Origin of the sequence: Mycobacterium sp. (assembly GCF_039583805.1) — a bacterium.
Lineage (GTDB): Bacteria > Actinomycetota > Actinomycetes > Mycobacteriales > Mycobacteriaceae > Mycobacterium.
This window is the reverse complement of record NZ_JAVKSH010000019.1, coordinates 1-18,865: the sequence shown is the minus strand read 5'-3', so window position 1 is coordinate 18,865 and position 18,865 is coordinate 1. Positions and strand designations below refer to the sequence as shown.

Below are 18,865 nucleotides of genomic sequence, written 5' to 3'. Positions count from 1 at the left end.
CCGACGGCCGTCGGCGGCTAACGGTTCCCGTGCTCCTGCCACCAGGACAGCAGCTCCGCGGTGGCCTCGTCGCGGGACAGCGGCCCGCGTTCCAGCCGCAGCTCTTTGAGATGCCGCCACGCCGCTCCGACCTGCGGCCCGGGCGGGATATCCAGGATCTGCATGATCTGGTTGCCATCCAGGTCAGGCCGCACCCGCTCGAGGTCCTCCCGCGCCGCCAGTTCGGCGATCCGCCGCTCAAGGTCGTCGTAGCTGGCCTGCAGCCGGGCGGCCCTGCGCTTGTTGCGGGTGGTGCAGTCGGCGCGCACCAGCTTGTGCAGCCGGCCCAGCAGCGGGCCCGCGTCGGTGACGTAGCGGCGCACCGCCGAGTCGGTCCACGCGCCGTCGCCGTAGCCGTGGAACCGCAGATGCAGATAGACCAGCTGCGAGACGTCCTCGACCAGCTGCTTGGAGTACTTCAGCGCCCGCAACCGCTTACGGGTCAACTTGGCGCCGAGCACCTCGTGGTGATGGAAACTCACCCCGCCGTCCGGCTCGTGGCGGCGGGTCTCGGGCTTGCCGATGTCGTGCAGCAGCGCCGCCCAGCGCAACACCAGATCGGGGCCCCCGTCTGGTGGGGGATCCTCGAGCTCGATGGCCTGCCGCAGCACCGTCAGCGAATGCTGGTAGACGTCCTTGTGCTGGTGGTGCTCGTCGATGGCCATCCGCATCGCGCCGACCTCGGGCAACACCACCTCGCCCATCCCGGTCTGCACCAGCAGGTCGATCCCCGCCGCCGGGTCGCCGCCCAGGAGCAGCTTGTCCAGCTCGGCGGCCACCCGCTCGGCGGTGATCCGGCTCAGTTCGGACGCCATCGCCTCGATCGCCGACCGCACCCGCGGCGCGACGGCGAACCCGAGCTGCGACACGAACCGCGCGGCCCGCAGCATCCGCAGCGGGTCGTCGCCGAAGGACACCTCCGGTGCCGCCGGGGTGTCCAGCACACCGGCCCGCAACGCCGCCATCCCGCCCAGCGGATCAAGGAATTCACCCAGACCGTCCGGCGTGACCCGCACCGCCATCGCGTTCACCGTGAAGTCGCGGCGCACCAGATCGTCGTCGAGGCGCTCGCCGAAACGCACCCGCGGATTGCGCGACACCCCGTCGTAGCGGTCGGCGCGGAAGGTGGTGATCTCCAGGCGACGGCCGGCCACGACGGCGCCGACGGTGCCGAACTCGATCCCGGCCTCCCACAGCGCGTCCGCCCACGGGCGCAGCATGCGTTGCAGCTGCTCGGGGCGCGCGTCGGTGGTGAAGTCCAGGTCGGGGCTCAACCGGCCCAGCAGCGCGTCCCGCACCGACCCGCCGACCAGATACACCTCGTGTCCCGCACCGGCGAACACCGAGCCGAGCTCGCGCAACAACGCGGAGTGGCGGTGCAGGGCAACCGCACCCGCGGCCAGCAGGTCGGCATCCCGGGCGGTGTCGGCCACGGTCGATGAGCCTAGTGGGAAACCGTCGAAACCACGCCGGCGAGTGCGTCCGGGAACGCCCAGCCGTGCCAGCTACTATCGCTTGGGTGTCGGAGGGCGAACGAGCCAAACCACGCAGGCGCCGCAGCAGGCGCCGCGGTCGGCGAGCAAGCGATGCCGCCGAGAACCGCGCCGACACCGCAAAGTCCGGAACCGCCGCAGCGTCCGACGGTGCTGAGCGCAGCCCGTCGTCGGCGCGCGGCGGGGCCGAGCAGATGCGCACGGTCCACGAGACCTCCGCCGGCGGGTTGGTGATCGACGGAATCGACCGGCCCCGCGAAGAACAGGTTGCCGCGCTGATCGGCCGGGTCGACCGCCGCGGCCGGATGCTGTGGTCGTTGCCCAAGGGGCACATCGAGCTCGGCGAGACCGCCGAGCAGACCGCGATCCGCGAGGTCGAGGAGGAGACCGGGATTCAGGGCAGCGTGCTGGCCGAGCTGGGCAAGATCGACTACTGGTTCGTCACCGACGGGCGACGCGTGCACAAGACCGTGCACCACTACCTGATGCGGTGCTCCGGCGGCGAGCTGTCCGACGACGATCTCGAGGTCGCCGAGGTGGCCTGGGTGCCGATCCCCGAGCTGACGTCACGGTTGGCATACGCCGACGAGCGGCGGCTGGCCCAAGTGGCCGGCGAACTCATCGACAAGCTGCAGGCCGACGGCCCGGCCGCGCTGCCACCCCTGCCGCCAGGCTCGCCGCAGCGGCGGCCGCAGACCCACTCCCGGGCCCACTACCGTCGTCCCGACGGATCCGCGCCGGGCCGGACGAACGGTCACGGTCCGGGGCCGTGACCGCGTTGCGGCTCCGGCGAGCCCTCCAGCGGGCCCTGCAGCGGGCCCTGCAGCGGGCTTTTGTGCTGCGCCTCGCGATGGTGGCCGGCATCCTGACCGGTTGGGTGGCCGTGCCGACACTGCCCGCCGCCGTGCCGCGCGCTGCCGCGGGCGAGCCCGGCGCGACGCCGTTCGTGCAGCTCCGCATCGACCGGATCACCCCCGACGTGGTGACCACCACCAGCGAACCGGTGGTGACCGTCAGCGGAGTCGTCACCAATGTCGGCGATCGGCCGGTTCGTGACGTGATGGCCCGCCTCGAACGCGCCGGCGCGGTCGGGTCCTCGACCGGCCTGGGCAGCAGCCTCGACGGCAGCACCGACCAATACCAGCCGGTCACCGATTTCGCGCTGGTGGCGTCCGAGCTGGCGCGCGGTCACAAGGCGGCCTTCACCCTGTCCGCGCCGGTGCGGTCGCAGACCGCGCCGTCGCTGGCGATCGACCGGCCGGGGATCTACCCGCTGCTGGTCAACGTCAACGGCACACCGGACTACGGTGACCCGGCGCGGCTGGACAACGCCCGCTTCCTGATGCCGGTGGCCGGGGTGCCCGCCGACCCCGCCGCTGGCGCCGCCGACGCGTTGAGCGCCGTCGTCGCACCCGACACCTCCGCGCCGGTGCAGCTCACCATGCTGTGGCCGCTGGCCGACCGGCCGCGGCTGGCTCCCGGCGCGCCGGGCGGCACGACACCGGTGCGGCTGACCGACGACGAGCTAGCGACGTCGCTGGCCCCCGGCGGCCGGCTGGACACCCTGCTGTCCGCCGCCGAATTCGCCACCAGCCTAGACGTCGACCCGGACGGCGCCGTCGCGCGCTCACTGTGCCTGGCCGTCGACCCGGACCTGGCGGTCACCGTCAACGCCATGACCGGCGGCTACGTGGTGTCCGACTCTCCCGGGGACACCGGGCCGGGAACGCCCGCCCATCCCGGCACCGGGCAGGCCGCCGCCGCGGCGTGGTTGGAGCGGTTACGTGCACTGGGCGGACGGTTGTGTGTGGCGCCGACTCCCTACGCCCAGGCCGACTTGGACGCGCTGCAGCGCGTCGGGAACGCGGGGTTGAGCACGATCGCGACCAGCGGTTCCGCGGGGATCGTCGACCAGATCCTGGGCGTCGCGTCAACACCCGGCGTCACGCTGCTGGCCGACAGCTGGTTGACCCGGGGCGCCGCCGAGCTGCTCGGCGCCGAGGGCGCCACGGTGGCGATCGGTGCCGCCGACGTTCCCGCGGCCTCCGACGCTACCGCCGACGTGGCGCCGCGACGGGTGTCCGCCCGGGTGGTGAGCGCGCCGTTCGACCCTGCCGTCGGCGCCGCCCTGGCAGCCGCCGGTTCGGACCCGATCGCGCCGACCTATCTGGTGTCCGCGTCGGCAGCCCGGCTGCGCCACGACTCGAGCACCGCGCGCCGGCAGGACGCCCTGAGCGCGATGCTGTGGCGCGGCCTGGCGCCCGACGCCGGGCCGCGCACCGAAATCCTGTTGCCGCCGCCCACCTGGAAGCTCTCTACCGACGACGCCGGCGCCCTGCTGACCACGCTGGCCACCGCGGTCCGCTCCGGGCTGGCGGTGCCGCGCCCGCTGCCGGAGCTGATCGCCGACGCGCAGGCCGCGACCGCGCCGGCCGCACCGCTGCCGGCCGACGGCGGCGAGCGTGGCCGGTTCGACGCCGGCGTCATCGCCCAGATCACCCACCAGGCCGACCGGCTGTCGCAGCTGACGGCGGCGTTGACCACTGACGGGCGCACCGGCCTGACGGGGGTCGCCTACACCGCCCCGCTGCGCGAGGACATGCTGCGTGCGGTGAGCCAATCCGTGCCGCCCGACACCCGCAACGGCCTGGCGCAGCAGCGGCTGGACGTCGTCGGCGTCACGATCGACGACCTGTTCGGGTCGGTCACGATCGTCAACCCGGGCGGCTCCTACACGCTGGCCACCGAGCACAGCCCACTGCCGCTGGCGCTGCACAACGGGCTGGCCGTCCCCATCCGGGTGCGCCTGCAGGTCGACGCCCCACCCGGCATGACCGTCGCCGACGTCGGCGAGGTCGAGCTGCCGCCGGGGTATCTGCCGCTGCGGGTGCCGATCGAGGTGCACTTCACCCAGCGGGTCGCCGTCGACGTGGCGTTGCGCACCCCCGGCGGCGTGCCGCTGGGCGAGCCGGTGCGGCTGTCGGTGCATTCCAACGCCTACGGGAGGGTGCTGTTCGCGATCACGATGACCGCGGCGGCGGTGCTGGTGACGTTGGCGGGCCGACGGCTGTGGCACCGGTTCCGCGGCCAACCCGACCGCGCCGACCTGGACCGGCCGGCACCGGCCGACGCGGCGGTGCGCGCCGCGCACGACACCCGCGTCGACCACGAGCATCGGGTATGAGCTCCGCCGGCCGGGTCGAGCTGTCGGACGCCGCGCTGGTGTCGCGGTCGTGGGGCATGGCGCTGGCGACGCTGGTCAGCCGGGTCACCGGTTTCGGCCGGATCGTGCTGCTGGCCGCGATCCTGGGCGCGGCGCTGTCCAGCGCGTTCTCGGTGGCCAACCAGCTGCCCAACCTGGTCGCCGCGCTGGTGCTGGAGGCCACGTTCACCGCGATCTTCGTGCCGGTGCTGGCCCGCGCCGAGGCCGACGACGCCGACGGCGGCGCGGCGTTCGTGCGCCGACTGGTCACGCTGGCCACCACGCTGCTGCTGGCGGCCACGGTGGCGTCGGTGGCCGCCGCCCCGCTGCTGGTCCGGTTGATGCTGGGCCGCGACCCGCAGGTCGACGAGCCGCTGACCACCGCGTTCGCCTACCTGCTGCTGCCGCAGGTGATCTTCTACGGCCTGTCGTCGGTGTTCATGGCGATCCTGAACACCCGCAACGTGTTCGGGCCCCCGGCGTGGGCGCCCGTCGTCAACAACGTCGTCGCCGTCGCCACCCTGGGCGTCTTCCTCGCGGTGCCCGGCGAGCTGTCCACCGACCCGGCCCGGATGGGCAGCGCCAAGCTGCTGGTGCTGGGCGTCGGCACCACGCTGGGCGTCGTCGCGCAGACCGCGGTGCTGCTGGCGGCGATTCGGCGCCAGCACATCAGCCTGCGCCCGCTGTGGGGTATCGACGAGCGGCTCAAACGCTTCGGCGCGATGGCCGCCGCGATGCTGTGCTATGTGCTGATCAGCCAGCTCGGGCTGGTGGTCACCAACCAGATCGCCAGCACCTCGGCGGCGTCCGGTCCGGCGATCTATTACTACACCTGGCTGCTGCTGCAGCTGCCGTACGGCATGATCGGCGTCACCGTGCTCACGGTGGTGATGCCGCGGCTGAGCCGCAACGCCGCCGCCGACGACACCCGCGCGGTGCTCGCCGACGTGTCGCTGGCCACCCGGCTGACGATGGTGACGCTGATCCCGACCGTGGCGTTCATGACGGTCGGCGGGCCGGCCATCGGCAGCGCGCTGTTCGCCTACGGGCGTTTCGGCGGCGTCGACGCCGGCTACCTGGGCACGGCGATCGCGCTGTCGGCGTTCACGCTGATCCCCTACGCGCTGGTGCTGCTGCAGCTGCGGGTGTTCTATGCCCGCCAGCAGCCCTGGACGCCCCTGGTCGTCATCCTCGTCATCACCGCCGTCAAGATCGCCGCCTCGCTGCTGGCGCCGCATGTCACCGACAACCCCGACCTCGTCGCCGGTTACCTGGGGCTGGCCAACGGCCTGGGCTTCCTCGCCGGGGCCATCGTCGGCTACTACCTGCTGCGGCGGACCCTGCGGCCGACGGGTGGTCACCTGGTCGGGACCCCGGAGGTGCGGACCATCCTGGTGACGACCGCAGCGTCGCTGCTGGCCGGGTTGGTTGCCTACCTTGCCGACCGGCTGACCGGGCTGCACACGTTGACGCCCCGCGCCGGTGGTGCCGGCTCGCTGCTGCGGTTGGGCGTGCTCGCGGCGGTGATGGGCCCGATCATCGCCACGTTCCTGGTCCGCGCCGAGGTGCCCGAGGCGCGGGCGGCGCTGGCCGCGATCCGCGGCCGGGTCGGGGGCCGTCGGCTGCAGGCGGCCGCCCCGCGGCGCGGTGTCTTCAATCGCCTGTCGGGGCGCAACGCTGTCCCGTACGCTGAGCGCAGCATTTCGACGACGCCGGGGGGCCATCCGGTCCGGGATCCGATCCGGCGCGAGCCCCCGGGGCGGGTCGCCCGGGTAGTGACGGGGAAAGGACCGGTCATGAGCGACGGCCCATCGGAAAGCGGCTCGCCCACACCGGCTTCGGCGACGCCCCGGCCGGCCGCCGATGATTTCCGCCCGGACATCCCGCCGGATCTGCAGGTCCGCACCGTGTCCGCACCGCCGCCGCCGGAGCGGTACGCCGGTGGCGGGCCCGCCGGCCGGGGACACTCGGGTGCGCATGCCGCGCGCGACCCGATCGACCTTCCCCGCGCGCCGCGGACGGAACCGGACTCCGGCGACACCAGCCTTGTTCCGGGCGCCAGCATCGCCGGCGGCCGCTACCGGCTGCTGGTCTGCCACGGCGGCACCGCGCACCTGCGGTTCTGGCAGGCGCTCGACACGGCGCTCGATCGGCAGGTGGCGCTGACGTTCGTCGACCCGGACGGGACGCTGCCCGGCGACGACGTACGCGAGATCCTTTCCCGCACATTACGGTTGAGCCGTACCGACACTCCGGGTATCGCCCGTGTGCTCGACGTCGTCCACAGCGGCGCCGGCGGCCTGGTGGTCGCGGAGTGGATCCGGGGCGGTTCGCTGCAGGAGGTTGCCGACACGTCGCCGTCGGCGGTGGGCGCTGCCCGGGCCATGCAGACGCTGGCGGCGGCCGCCGCGGCCGCCCACCACGCCGGCGTCACGCTGTCGGTCGACCACCCCGCGCGGGTGCGGGTCAGCATCGAGGGGGACGTGGTGCTGGCGTTCCCGGCGACCATGCCGCACACCACACCCGAAGACGACATCCGCGGGATAGGCGCGGCGCTGTACGCGTTGCTCGTCAACCGGTGGCCGCTGCCGGAGTCCGGGGTGCGCAACGAGATGACGCCCGCCCGGCTCGACGAGGCCGGCCAGCCGCTGGAACCGCGGATGATCGACGGGGACATCCCGTTCCAGATCTCCGCGGCCGCTGCGCACTCGGTTCAGGATGACGGTGGAATACGCAGCGCAGCAACACTTTTGAACTTGCTGGAGCAGGCGACCACGATAGCCGACCACACCGACGCGCTGGCCGCGGTCGAGGAGCCGCCGCGGGCGCAACGCCCCGGCACCGGGCCGCCGCCGGTGGACGACGAACGGGCGCGGATCCGGCGCCGGCGTGGCGTGCTGATCGGCGTCGGCGTCGGCGTCGCGATCATCGCGGTGGCGCTGGTGGCGTTGGCGTCGGTGCTGAGCAGGATCTTCGGCGACGTCAGCGGCCTGGACAAGAACGAGCTGGGCCTCAACGCGCCGCCGTCGTCGACGACGTCCGGCGGCGGTACCGCGGCGACGGGCCGCACAGTCAAACCGCTGCGGGCCACCGTCTTCTCGCCCGAGGGCGAGGCCGACAACCCCGGCCAGGCCGACCTGGCGATCGACGGCAACCCGGCCACCGCCTGGGCCACCGACACCTACAGCGACGCCGCCCCGTTCCCGGGCTTCAAAAACGGCGTCGGGTTGCTGCTGCAGCTGCCCGAACCCGTCGTGGTCGGCGCCGTGAATCTCGACATCTCCAGCACCGGCACGAAGATTCAGATCCGCTCGTCGGAGACGTCGACCCCGGACACCCTCGGCGACACCACCGCGTTGACGCAGCCGACCCCGGTGCACCCGGGACACAACAGCATTCCGGTCAACGCGACGTCGCCGACGTCGAACCTGCTGGTGTGGATCTCCACACTGGGCACCACCGACGGCAAGAGCCGCGCCGACATCTCCGGGATCACCGTGACGGCTGCGTCCTGACGGCGGCCACGCGTCCGTCCAGGGCGGGCGCGGGTCGCGTGCGGGTGAAGTGCCGGGCAGGCGCCGAGTGGCTACCGTCCCGGCCGTGGGCGTACGACACCCGGCTCGACAGCAACGCAGCGACGCCGAGCTGCTGGCCGCCCACGTCGCCGGCGACCGTTACGCCTTCGAGGAGTTGTTCCACCGCCACCACCGCCAGCTGCACCGCCTGGCCCGGCTCACCAGCCGCAACGTCGAGGACGCCGCCGACGCCCTGCAGGACGCGATGCTGTCGGCGCACCGTGGCGCCCGTTCGTTCCGCCAGGACGCCGCCGTCAGCAGCTGGCTGCACCGCATCGTCGTCAACGCCTGCCTGGACCGGTTGCGCCGCACCAAATCTCATCCCACCGCAAGCCTGGACGACGACTATCCGGTGTGCGACCGCACGAACCAGGTCGAGACGGCGATCGTGGTTCGGCGAGCGCTGCAGCGGCTGCCCGTCGAGCAGCGCGCCGCCGTGGTGGCCGTCGACATGCACGGGTACTCGGTCGCCGACACCGCCCGGCTGCTGGGCGTGGCCGAGGGCACGGTCAAGAGCCGATGCGCCCGTGCCAGGGTGCGCCTGGCGGCCATGCTCGGCCACCTCGGCGACCGCCCCGACCCGTCGTGACGCACACTGAGGCCGATGGCCGACGTCCCCGATGACCCCGACGAGGCGCCGCTGACGGTGCCGCCGGCCGTCCTGGCCGGCATCAGCGCGGCGCTGCGGTCGACCCCGTGCACCGGCGGGAGCGCCGCCCATGCGCTGCGGACGCGGGCCCACCCGGCGCGCTTGCTCGCCGCCGCGGCTGGGCTGGCCGCGGTCGTCATCGCGGTCGGTCTCGGCACCGCGGCTCTGGTCACCGCGCCGGCCCCGACGCCCAGCGCGCCGGTGACCGCCGAGCACATCACGGTGTCGCGGCCACCCGCGGCGATTCCGCTGTCGGATATCGAGGTCCTCGCGCTGCTCGGCCGCCGGCCAGACTACGGGCCGCTGGGTGATCCGCGCCGGCGCGCGTCGTGTTTGAGCGGGCTGGGTTACCCGTCGTCGACCACAGTGTTGGGGGCGGGTGCGGTCACGGTCAACGGCCACCCGGGCGTACTGCTGGTATTGCCCGGTCCGGCGCCCGACACCGTGGCGGCGCTCGCCGTCGCCCCGAACTGCAGCTCGGCGGACACCGGGCTGCTGGCCGACCGGATCGTCAACCGGCGGTGACGTCCATGGAACATCACCGGCTACCCTGGCGTTCGTAGACGTTTGACGCCCGTCGCGACGGCCGGCACACCCGAAAGGCTGCTATGACCCCCGACAGCACTGTCCACGACGTCATCGTCATCGGCTCCGGGCCCGCCGGGTACACCGCGGCCATCTACGCGGCGCGGGCCCAGTTGGCGCCGCTGGTGTTCGAGGGAACCTCGTTCGGCGGGGCGTTGATGACCACCACCGAGGTGGAGAATTATCCAGGGTTCCGCGACGGCATCACCGGCCCGGAGCTGATGGACCAGATGCGTGAGCAGGCGCTGCGGTTCGGCGCCGACCTGCGGATGGAAGACATCGAATCGGTGTCGCTGCACGGCCCGGTCAAATCGGTGGTCACCGCCGAGGGCGAGACCCACCGCGGGCGGGCCGTCATCCTGGCGATGGGCGCGGCGGCGCGTTACCTGCAGGTGCCCGGTGAGCAGGACCTGCTCGGCCGGGGCGTGAGCTCGTGCGCAACCTGCGACGGCTTCTTTTTCCGGGATCAGGACATCGCCGTCATCGGCGGCGGTGACTCGGCGATGGAAGAGGCCACGTTCCTGACCCGGTTCGCCCGCAGCGTGACGATCGTGCATCGCCGCGACGAGTTCCGCGCCTCGGCGATCATGCTCGACCGGGCCCGCAATGACGACAAGATCCGGTTCGTCACCAACGCCGCGGTGCTCGCCGTGCACGGCGAGGGCACCGTGACCGGGCTGCGGCTGCGCGACACCGCTACCGGCGCGGAGTCCACGCTGGACGTGACCGGTGTCTTCGTCGCGATCGGCCACGACCCGCGCTCGGAGCTGGTGCGCGGCGCGGTAGACCTCGACCCCGATGGTTACGTGTTGGTGCGTGACGGCACCACGCACACCTCGGTGGACGGCGTGTTCGCGGCCGGCGACGTGGTCGACCACCGCTACCGGCAGGCCGTCACCGCCGCCGGCACCGGTTGCGCGGCGGCGATCGACGCCGAACGCTGGTTGGCAGAACGTCACCATGCAGCCGAGCCGGGAACCGCCGGCGGCACCAACCTGATAGGAGTACCCCGATGAGCCAACACACCGCCCCGGTGGACATCAGCGACGCGTCCTTCAAGACAGCTGTGTTGGAAAGCGATACGCCTGTGCTGGTTGACTTTTGGGCCACCTGGTGCGGTCCGTGCAAGATGGTCGCGCCGGTCCTGGCGGAGATCGCGGCCGAACAGGCGGGTCGGTTGACCGTAGCCAAGCTCGACGTCGACGCCAACCCGGAGACGGCCCGCGACTTCCAGGTGGTGTCGATCCCGACGCTGATCGTGTTCAAGGACGGGCAGCCGGTCAAACGGATCGTGGGGGCCAAAGGCAAGGCGGCCCTGCTCCGCGAACTCGCCGAGGTCATCCCCGGCTAACTCGGCACCGGCGGTTCGCCTGGCGTTCGTTTTCCCCAAACCGGCCACCGTCTGCGACAATACCGCCAAGCCTGTCAAGCGATCGGCAGGGATGTTCGGACCGGCTCACCGGAGGCCTGGCAATGTCGACTCCGCACCGCGGCCCCGGCGAGGCGCTGCGCTGTGGTGACCGCGGCGCAGCGGTCACCGAGATCCGGGCCGCGCTGTCCGCCCTGGGGCACCTGGACGATTCCGACGACGACCTCACCACCGGAAGGCACGTCGCGCTGGAGGTGTTCGACACCGAACTCGACCGCGCGGTCAGGGCCTTCCAGCAGCACCGCGGGTTGCTGGTCGACGGCATGGTCGGTGAGGCGACCTACCGTGCGCTCAAGGAGGCGTCTTACCGGCTCGGCGCGAGAACGCTCAACCACCAATTCGGGGCACCGATGTACGGCGACGACGTCGCCACGTTGCAAGCCCGGCTGCAGGACCTCGGTTTCTACACCGGCATGGTCGACGGACACTTCGGGTTGCAGACACACAACGCGCTGATGTCCTACCAACGGGAGTACGGGCTGTCCGCGGACGGTATCTGCGGCCCGGAAACGTTGCGGTCCTTGTACTTTCTCAGCTCACGCGTCAGCGGCGGCTCGCCCCACGCCATCCGCGAGGAGGAGCTGGTCCGCCGGTCCGGCCCGAAGCTGTCCGGCAAGAGGATCATCATCGACCCCGGCCGGGGCGGCGCCGACCACGGCCTGATCGTGCAGGGCGACGACGGGCCCATCAGCGAGGCAGATATCCTGTGGGACTTGGCAAGTCGACTCGAAGGCCGCATGACGGCAATCGGTATGGAGACATTCCTGTCACGCCCGACCACCCACAGCCCGTCGGACCCCGAGCGCGCCGCCACGGCCAACTCCGTCGGCGCCGACCTGATGATCAGCCTGCGCTGCGAAACCCAGCACAGCCCTTCGGCGAACGGCGTCGCCTCTTTCCATTTCGGTAATTCACACGGTTCGGTGTCCACCATCGGCCGCAATCTTGCCGACTTCATTCAACGAGAAGTGGTGGCGCGAACCGGTTTACGTGATTGCCGAACCCACGGCCGCACCTGGGACCTGCTGCGGCTGACTCGGATGCCGACCGTCCAGATCGACGTCGGCTACCTCAGCAACCCCCGCGACCGGGCGCTGTTGGTCGCAGCCCCGACCCGCGATGCTGTCGCCGAAGGGATTCTCGCCGCAGTGAAACGGCTTTATTTACTCGGCAAGAACGACCGGCCCACCGGCACTTTCACGTTCGCCGAGCTGCTCGCCCACGAGTTGTCGATGGATCAGGCCGGCCGGCTCAGCGGTTCGTAGCCGACGGACCCGCGGCCACCGGCTGCTGCAGTCGCGCCTTCTCCAGCAGTCGCTCCAGGGCGGCTTCCACCTCGGCCTTCCACCCCAGACCCTTGTCCAGCTCGAGCCGCAGCCGCGGAAAGTACCGGTGCGGTGCCACGACGACGAAGCCCGCGTCGCGCAGGAAGTCGGCGGCGATCACGCAGTGGTCGACCGAGCAGTCCCCGAACACCTCCAACACAGGCGCGACGTCGGGGTCCGCAGCGGGCGAGTCGAGCAGCTCGGCGACGTCCTCGGTGCGGCCGAATGCCTCCAGCGCCCGGACCCCCCGGCGAATCAGCTCGTCGACCACGCGCGCGATCAGGCTGTAGGGCAGGTCGCCGGCTTCGGGACCGGGCTCGACCCGCATCGACGTCAACAGCACCGCGTCGGACGACACGGGTGAGGTGGGGAACCGGTGTGCCCGGGGTACCGCGCGAGGCGGCGCGTAGAGCGCGTACCCCACGCACGGTGGTTCGCTGTGGCCGCACTCGGCCGGACGCGCCATGGCCACCTGGCCGCAGGACCCCCACTCCAGCATCACCATCGACAGCCAAGCTTCTTTTTCGAATTCGGGGTCGGCCAGGTGATCGTCGCCGCTCAGGGCGGCCGGATCCACTTCCCAGAACACGCATCGACGCGCATGCTTGGGAAGCTGGTCAAAGGCTTCCAGCCGCAGCGGCGTGATGTGTGCAGACACTAGACGTTTCCTGGGCCTCTGTGCGGTGCTGCAGGTGTTGCCCTGCTGTCCCCACCGGGTGGTGACCCACCCCGCACGCGAGCCTACCCCCCGGTCCGGGCCGGCGGGATCAGCTCGACACCGCGGGCATGGCGCGCTCACGGAGCCGACGCCCCGCCCTGCGGCGGCGCCAGGGTCCCGCGACGCCAATCAATCGTCTCAAGTACACCAAACGTATTGATGCGCAGCATGATTGGACTGAGCGGACGGTAGCGGCTCGCCCGGCCGGCAGCGCTGTCCCGGCAGCACTGTCACAGTGACGTAATTATCGGGTGTCCGGGCAACTCACCCGCGCGACCCGTTCATCACGCCGACGATGCGTTGCAGGTCGTCCACCGAGGCGAACTCGACCACGATCTTGCCCTTGCGTTTGCCCAGGCTGACGGTGACGCGGGTGTCGAACGCGCTGGACAGCCGCTCGGCGACGTCCTGTAGCCCCGGCATTTGGATCGGCTTGCGTTTGGGCGGAGCCGGCTTGGTGGTGTCGCCACGGTTGGCCAGGGTCACCGCCTCCTCGGTCGCCCGCACCGACAGCCCCTCAGCGACGATCCGGGCCGCGAGCTCCTCCTGGGCGTCCGCGCCGGCCTCCAGGGACAGCAGCGCGCGGGCGTGGCCCGCCGACAGCACTCCCGCGGCGACCCGGCGCTGCACCGCGATCGGCAGTTTCAGCAACCGGATCATGTTCGTCACGAGCGGACGGGACCGGCCGATCCGCGCGGCGAGTTCGTCGTGGGTGACTCCGAACTCGTCGAGCAGCTGCTGGTAGGCGGCCGCCTCTTCCAACGGGTTCAACTGCACGCGGTGAATGTTCTCCAACAACGCGTCACGAAGGAGGTTTTCGTCGCCGGTGCTCCGCACGATGGCCGGGATTGCGGTCAGCCCCGCCTCCTGGGCGGCGCGCCACCTCCGCTCCCCCATCACGAGCTGGTAGCGCTGCGGGCCCGCAGACCGGTCGAGCGGGCGCACCACGATCGGCTGCATGAGCCCGAACTCGCGAATGGAGTGCACCAGTTCGGCCAACGCGTCGTCGTCGAACACCTGGCGGGGTTGGCGCGGGTTGCGCTCGATCAGGGCCGGGTCGATCTCCCGGTACACCGCGCCCATGGCGCCCGCGGCCGCCGCGCCGCCCAGGACGACGTCGGCGGCTGCGTCGCCCATCCGCGGCCCCAGTCCCGATGTACGCCCGTCCGACTCGGCGGGTGCGGTCGGAATCAACGCAGCCAGGCCCCGGCCGAGGCCGCCCTTCTTCCGTGACGGCTGATTCATGGTTGTCCCTTCGAGGAGGCGTGCCGATCATGCTCGGCGAGCTCACGGCTGGCGTCGAGGTAGCTCATCGCGCCGCGCGAACCGGGATCGTAATCGATGATGGTCATGCTGTAGCCGGGTGCTTCGGAAACCTTGACGCTGCGTGGGATGACTGTGCGCAGGACCTTGTCGCCGAAGTACCGGCGTACCTCCACGGCGACCTGGTCGGCGAGCTTGGTTCGCCCGTCGTACATGGTGAGGATCACGGTGGTCACCTCCAGGTGCGGGTTCAGATGAGCCTTCACCATCGCGATGTTGTTCATCAGCTGTGACACGCCCTCCAGCGCGTAGTACTCGCACTGGATGGGGATCAGCACCTCGGGCGCGGCGACGAGGGCGTTGATCGTCAGCAGGCCCAGCGACGGTGGGCAGTCGATAAACACGAAGTCGAAGTCGGTGCCGGGATCGGGGCTGTCGAGATCCGACAACGCGGTGCGCAATCGGTTCTCGCGGGCGACCATACTGACCAACTCGATCTCGGCGCCCGCCAGGTCGATGGTGGCCGGCACGCAGAAGAGCCGCTCGCTGTGCGGGCTGCGGCGCAGTGCGGCGCGCAGCGGGATCTCGCCCAGCAGGACCTCGTAGGAGGATGGTGTGCCGGAGTGGCGGTCGCTGATCCCCAGCGCGGTGCTGGCGTTGCCTTGCGGGTCCAGGTCGATGACGAGCGTCTTGAGTCCCTGGATGGCGAGCGCGGCGGCCAGATTAACCGCCGTCGTCGTCTTGCCGACACCGCCCTTCTGGTTGGCGATGGTGAAGACCCGACGACGACGAGGCCGCGGCAATCGCCCGTAGGCCGTGTGCAGCACTCGCATGGCTCGCTCGGCCGCGGCTGCGATGGGGGTGTCGAATTCGCTCGCTGTTTCACGTGAAACATCCGCGCCGGGCATCTGCGGCGCACCGGTCGGGGAAACGCCGGGCCGCTCGCTCATACCGCCTCCCTCGGATCGCGACGGGGCGTCCGGCGCGACACCGGCATGCGCTCGGCGCGTCGTGCCACCACCACGGTTGCCGGCGGACTGAGGTAGTCCCGGCCGCACGTCACCACCCTGACATCCGTGGCGCCCAACGCGGCCATCACACGCCGGTAGCGCTGGACTTCGTCGGGCGCTCCCTCGCCCTTCACGGCCAGCATCCGCCCGCCCGGCCGAAGCAGCGGCAGACTCCACTTGGTCACCGTGTCCAGCGCCGCGACAGCCCGCGACGCCGCGGCGTCGGCGGCGCCGACACCGCGGCGAACCGCCGGGTCCTCGGCGCGTCCCCGCACCACCGTGACAGGCAGCCCGAGTTCTGCCACGACCGCGTCCAGGAAGTCGGTGCGGCGCAGTTGGGAGTCGACCAGGACGATGCTCAGGTCCGGCCGGGCGATCGCCAGCGGTAGGCCGGGCAGTCCGGCGCCGCTGCCGATGTCGATCACTCGCTCTCCTGCCTCAAGCAGTTCGCCGACCGCCGCACTGTTCATCAGGTGGCGATCCCAGATGCGCGCGGCTTCGTGGGGACCCAGGACTCCCCGCTGAACTCCCGACGTCGCCAGCAGTTCGGCGTAGCGCACCGCCAGACTCAGTCGCGGGCCGAACAGGACGGCCGCCGCCTCGGGCGCCGGCGGCACGACAGCCGGCGGCGGCGCACTTTGGGCGATATGTTTCACGTGAAACATCCCTTCCGCCTGGCAGCGGCCGCCGAGGAACTACACCGCTGTAACTCGGCCGTCAGTCCGGCGTGACGACCACGCGGCGCGACGGCTCGACACCTTCGCTCTCGCTGCGCACACCCTGGATGGCCGCGACGGCGTCGTGCACGATCTTGCGCTCGAACGGCGTCATCGGTGTGAGCTCTTCCCGCTCGCCGGTGTCCAACACCCTACGGGCAACCTTGTCGCCCAGCGCCGCCAGCTCGTCGCGGCGGCGGCGGCGCCAACTCGCGATGTCGAGCATCAACCGGCTACGAACACCGGTCTTCTGATGAACCGCCAGCCGGGTCAGCTCCTGCAGCGCGTCGAGCACCTCGCCGTTCCGGCCGACTAGCTTCTTCAGGTCGTCACTGCCGTCGATGCTCACCACGGCGCGGCTGCCGTCGACGTCCAGGTCGATATCCCCGTCGAAATCGAGCAGGTCCAGCAGCTCCTCCAAGTAGTCGCCGGCGATCTCTCCCTCGACGACCAGCCGGTCCTCCAGGTCGGCCCCGGTATCACCCGGCGCCGTGGCCTCTTCGGCGCCGTCGGGGCCGTCGTGTGTTGTCTCGACGTTCGTCATACCTGCCTCATCTTCTTCCCGCTCGTTCAAGGGCCGCTCTCGTCCCCGCCCTGGGCCCGGCTGTCCGCGGCGCCGCCGGCCGCCGGCCGATCACCGCCTGCGCTTCTTCGGCTTGGCGCCGGGCCGTGGCGTCCGGTTGCCGCCGCGCGCAGCCTGATCCGGGATGCCCGCGTCGGTGACCTCGCCATCGGTCTCCGGAGTGCGCGCACCAACCGGCCGCCCCCCGGCGGCGTCCGCCTCACCGCTATCGCCGGCCGGCGACACCTTCGGCGGCCGTTTCGGCTTCGCCCCGGGCGCCGGCGCGTTCGCCGCGCGGCGTTCGAGCGCTTCGCGCTTCTTGGCGTCTTCTTCTTTCTCGATCATCCCGAAGACGTAGTGCTGCTGGCCGAAGGTCCAGATGTTGTTGGAGAACCAGTAGACGATGATGGCGAGCGGCAGGAACGGGCCGCCGACGACGACGCCGAGCGGAAACACATAGAGCGCCATCTTGTTCATCAGCGCGGTCTGCGGGTTGGCGGCGGCTTCCGGGCTCTGCCGCGTCACCGATGCCCGGCTGTTGAAGTACGTCGCGATGCCGGCGAGGATCATCACCGGCGCGCCGACGACGATGACCGACGGCCGGCTGAACTCGGTGAACGCGTCCAGCCCGGTCCGCTGCGTCATGTAGGCGCCGATCGGCGCTCCGAACAGGTTCGCGTCCAGGAAGTGGCCCACGTCGACAGGGCTGAACACATAGTTTCCGGTCGCGCGATTCTGCGCCACCGACATGTGCGGCTGCCCGAAGCCGCCCGTCGTGCGATTGAACGACCGCAACACGTGGTAGAGGCCCAGGAACACCGGGATCTGCGCCAACATCGGCAAGCAGCCCAGGATCGGGTTGAACCCGTGTTCGCGCTGCAGCTTCTGCATCTCCAGCGCCATCCGCTGCCGGTCCTTGCCGTACTTCTTCTGCAACGCCTTGATCTGCGGCTGCAGCTCCTGCATCTGGCGGGTGGTGCGGATCTGCCGGACGAACGGTTTGTAGAGCAGCGCGCGCAGCGTGAATACCAGGAACATCACCGCCAAGGCCCACGCGAAGAAGTTCGTCGGCCCCAGCACCAAGCCAAATGCCTTGTACCACAACCACATGATGGCCGACACCGGGTAGTAGACGAAGTCCAGGCTGAACACATCAAACAACGGGCTCGCACTCTCCTCGCGTCGCTGGGACGTCCCCGGCATCGGCCGGGACCACCCGGCGCTCCGGGATCGGATCCCACCCTCCCCGGTGCCAGGGTCCACACTTGGCCAATCGGACCGCCGACAGCCAACTCCCCCGCACCAACCCGTACTCGGTCAGGGCATCCACGGCGTACTGGCTGCAGGTCGGAACGAACCGGCAGGTCGGCAACCGCAACGGCGACACCAGGTGCCGGTACAGCTGGATCAGCGCGACCACCCCACGGACCACCGCGGTCGCGAACTGGTAACGCAGTCCCCGAGGTCTGCCCTGCTGCGCCGTCACCGCACCGATCCTCTCGACCGATGTATCCGCGACAAGCCCGTCCGCAGTTGCCGTTCCAGGTCGGCCCAGACGGCGTCGCGACTGCTCGGCAACGCGCGGATCACCAGCTGTTCGCACCGGTCCAGGTCCCCGACGATCCCGCGCGCAACGTGTCGCAGTCGCCGCGCGACCCGGTGCCGTTGCACAGCTGAGCCGACCGACTTCGCGATGATCAATCCGACCTTGGGCGCCGTCGAGTCGCTGGTGCGCCGCAAATGAATGACGAGATCCGGCTGCACAACCCGATTCCCATGCCGGACGGTCTCGCCGAAATCGATCGATCGCGTCATGCGGTTCTGCGGGGAAAGCACCGCCTGTGACACTTGTAGTCGGTTCAGGCAGTCAACGCGCGGCGGCCCTTGCGGCGCCGACTGGACACGATCGCGCGCCCCGCACGGGTACGCATGCGCAACCGGAAGCCGTGCACACGGGCCCGGCGGCGGTTGTTGGGCTGAAAGGTCCGCTTGCCCTTAGCCACGGCTTACTCCTCGTCACGTTCGACATCCCGGCCGGCCGTTGTCCTCATCGCCCGGACACGACTGGCCGCACCAAGCCTTCGCAGACTTCAGCGCATTCTGGTAACGGCGTCTTTCTGGTACCCGGCGCGGACCCCGAGCGCGCGACCCGGATCGCAGCCGTATCGCCGACGTTCGGGCGACTTTTCGAGGGTACTGATGACAGTTCCCCGGGTCAAACCTGCGGCGTGCCTCACCTACTTTGAGCGCGTAGCCGGTGGTGGTGCCTCAGCTACTTTGAGCGCGTGGCCATGAAGGC

17 protein-coding genes and 1 pseudogene are annotated in these 18,865 nt (G+C 70.9%); 8 read left to right on the top strand and 10 right to left on the bottom strand.

The window, feature by feature from the left end:
- Nucleotides 1-17: 17 nt before the first annotated feature.
- Nucleotides 18-1,472, bottom strand: a complete 1,455-nt coding sequence (locus tag ABDW21_RS04125) for a CCA tRNA nucleotidyltransferase (RefSeq protein ID WP_343600264.1) — start codon at nucleotides 1,470-1,472, stop codon at nucleotides 18-20.
- Nucleotides 1,473-1,558: 86 nt separating this feature from the next.
- Between ABDW21_RS04125 and ABDW21_RS04120 the strand changes: the two genes are divergently transcribed.
- The 8 genes and pseudogenes from ABDW21_RS04120 (at nucleotide 1,559) to ABDW21_RS04085 (ending at nucleotide 12,237) form a co-directional block, all read left to right on the top strand.
- Complete coding sequence (locus ABDW21_RS04120; RefSeq protein WP_343600263.1) at nucleotides 1,559-2,305, top strand: NUDIX hydrolase; 747 nt, start codon at nucleotides 1,559-1,561, stop codon at nucleotides 2,303-2,305.
- A gap of 77 nt (nucleotides 2,306-2,382) precedes the next feature.
- A complete protein-coding gene (locus ABDW21_RS04115) occupies nucleotides 2,383-4,716 on the top strand; it encodes a hypothetical protein (protein WP_343600290.1) in 2,334 nt (777 codons plus the stop codon).
- On the top strand, nucleotides 4,713-8,249 hold the full coding sequence (gene murJ / locus ABDW21_RS04110; RefSeq protein ID WP_343600262.1) for a murein biosynthesis integral membrane protein MurJ: 3,537 nt from the start codon (nucleotides 4,713-4,715) through the stop codon (nucleotides 8,247-8,249). The genes ABDW21_RS04115 and murJ overlap by 4 nt, the downstream gene beginning before the upstream one ends.
- 85 nt (nucleotides 8,250-8,334) lie before the next feature.
- Nucleotides 8,335-8,898 carry an RNA polymerase sigma factor SigM gene (gene sigM, locus ABDW21_RS04105; RefSeq protein ID WP_343600260.1) on the top strand — a complete coding sequence of 188 codons (564 nt, stop codon included), beginning with the start codon at nucleotides 8,335-8,337 and terminating at the stop codon, nucleotides 8,896-8,898.
- Between the two features lie 63 nt (nucleotides 8,899-8,961).
- Nucleotides 8,962-9,483 (top strand): annotated as a pseudogene (locus ABDW21_RS04100) (hypothetical protein); the annotation flags it as partial.
- An 83-nt stretch (nucleotides 9,484-9,566) separates the two neighbouring features.
- Nucleotides 9,567-10,559 carry a thioredoxin-disulfide reductase gene (gene trxB, locus ABDW21_RS04095; RefSeq protein ID WP_343600258.1) on the top strand — a complete coding sequence of 331 codons (993 nt, stop codon included), beginning with the start codon at nucleotides 9,567-9,569 and terminating at the stop codon, nucleotides 10,557-10,559.
- Entirely contained in the window at nucleotides 10,556-10,894 is a 339-nt protein-coding gene (gene trxA / locus ABDW21_RS04090) for a thioredoxin (RefSeq protein WP_343600256.1), read from the top strand. Before trxB ends, trxA begins: the two co-directional genes overlap by 4 nt.
- Before the next feature lie 122 nt (nucleotides 10,895-11,016).
- A complete protein-coding gene (locus tag ABDW21_RS04085; RefSeq protein WP_343600254.1) occupies nucleotides 11,017-12,237 on the top strand; it encodes an N-acetylmuramoyl-L-alanine amidase in 1,221 nt (406 codons plus the stop codon).
- Here the strand turns inward: ABDW21_RS04085 and ABDW21_RS04080 are convergent.
- The 9 genes from ABDW21_RS04080 to rpmH form a co-directional block, all read right to left on the bottom strand.
- On the bottom strand, nucleotides 12,224-12,955 hold the full coding sequence (locus ABDW21_RS04080) for an acetyltransferase (protein ID WP_343600252.1): 732 nt from the start codon (nucleotides 12,953-12,955) through the stop codon (nucleotides 12,224-12,226). The genes ABDW21_RS04085 and ABDW21_RS04080 overlap by 14 nt on opposite strands.
- 324 nt (nucleotides 12,956-13,279) lie before the next feature.
- Nucleotides 13,280-14,260 (bottom strand): ParB/RepB/Spo0J family partition protein, encoded by a 981-nt coding sequence (locus tag ABDW21_RS04075; protein WP_343600250.1) that lies wholly within the window; start codon nucleotides 14,258-14,260, stop codon nucleotides 13,280-13,282.
- Nucleotides 14,257-15,228, bottom strand: a complete 972-nt coding sequence (locus ABDW21_RS04070) for a ParA family protein (protein WP_343600248.1) — start codon at nucleotides 15,226-15,228, stop codon at nucleotides 14,257-14,259. Before ABDW21_RS04070 ends, ABDW21_RS04075 begins: the two co-directional genes overlap by 4 nt.
- Nucleotides 15,225-15,953: a 16S rRNA (guanine(527)-N(7))-methyltransferase RsmG gene (gene rsmG, locus ABDW21_RS04065; protein ID WP_343600246.1), complete on the bottom strand. Its 729-nt coding sequence runs from the start codon at nucleotides 15,951-15,953 to the stop codon at nucleotides 15,225-15,227. Before rsmG ends, ABDW21_RS04070 begins: the two co-directional genes overlap by 4 nt.
- Nucleotides 15,954-16,005: 52 nt before the next feature.
- A complete protein-coding gene (locus ABDW21_RS04060; protein ID WP_343600244.1) occupies nucleotides 16,006-16,548 on the bottom strand; it encodes a R3H domain-containing nucleic acid-binding protein in 543 nt (180 codons plus the stop codon).
- Nucleotides 16,549-16,638: 90 nt separating this feature from the next.
- Nucleotides 16,639-17,769 (bottom strand): membrane protein insertase YidC, encoded by a 1,131-nt coding sequence (gene yidC / locus ABDW21_RS04055; RefSeq protein ID WP_343600243.1) that lies wholly within the window; start codon nucleotides 17,767-17,769, stop codon nucleotides 16,639-16,641.
- Entirely contained in the window at nucleotides 17,720-18,052 is a 333-nt protein-coding gene (gene yidD / locus ABDW21_RS04050) for a membrane protein insertion efficiency factor YidD (RefSeq protein WP_343600242.1), read from the bottom strand. The genes yidC and yidD overlap by 50 nt, the downstream gene beginning before the upstream one ends.
- Entirely contained in the window at nucleotides 18,049-18,402 is a 354-nt protein-coding gene (gene rnpA / locus ABDW21_RS04045; RefSeq protein ID WP_343600289.1) for a ribonuclease P protein component, read from the bottom strand. Before rnpA ends, yidD begins: the two co-directional genes overlap by 4 nt.
- Nucleotides 18,403-18,425: 23 nt before the next feature.
- Nucleotides 18,426-18,569 carry a 50S ribosomal protein L34 gene (gene rpmH, locus ABDW21_RS04040; RefSeq protein ID WP_079219747.1) on the bottom strand — a complete coding sequence of 48 codons (144 nt, stop codon included), beginning with the start codon at nucleotides 18,567-18,569 and terminating at the stop codon, nucleotides 18,426-18,428.
- Between the last annotated feature and the right edge of the window lie 296 nt (nucleotides 18,570-18,865).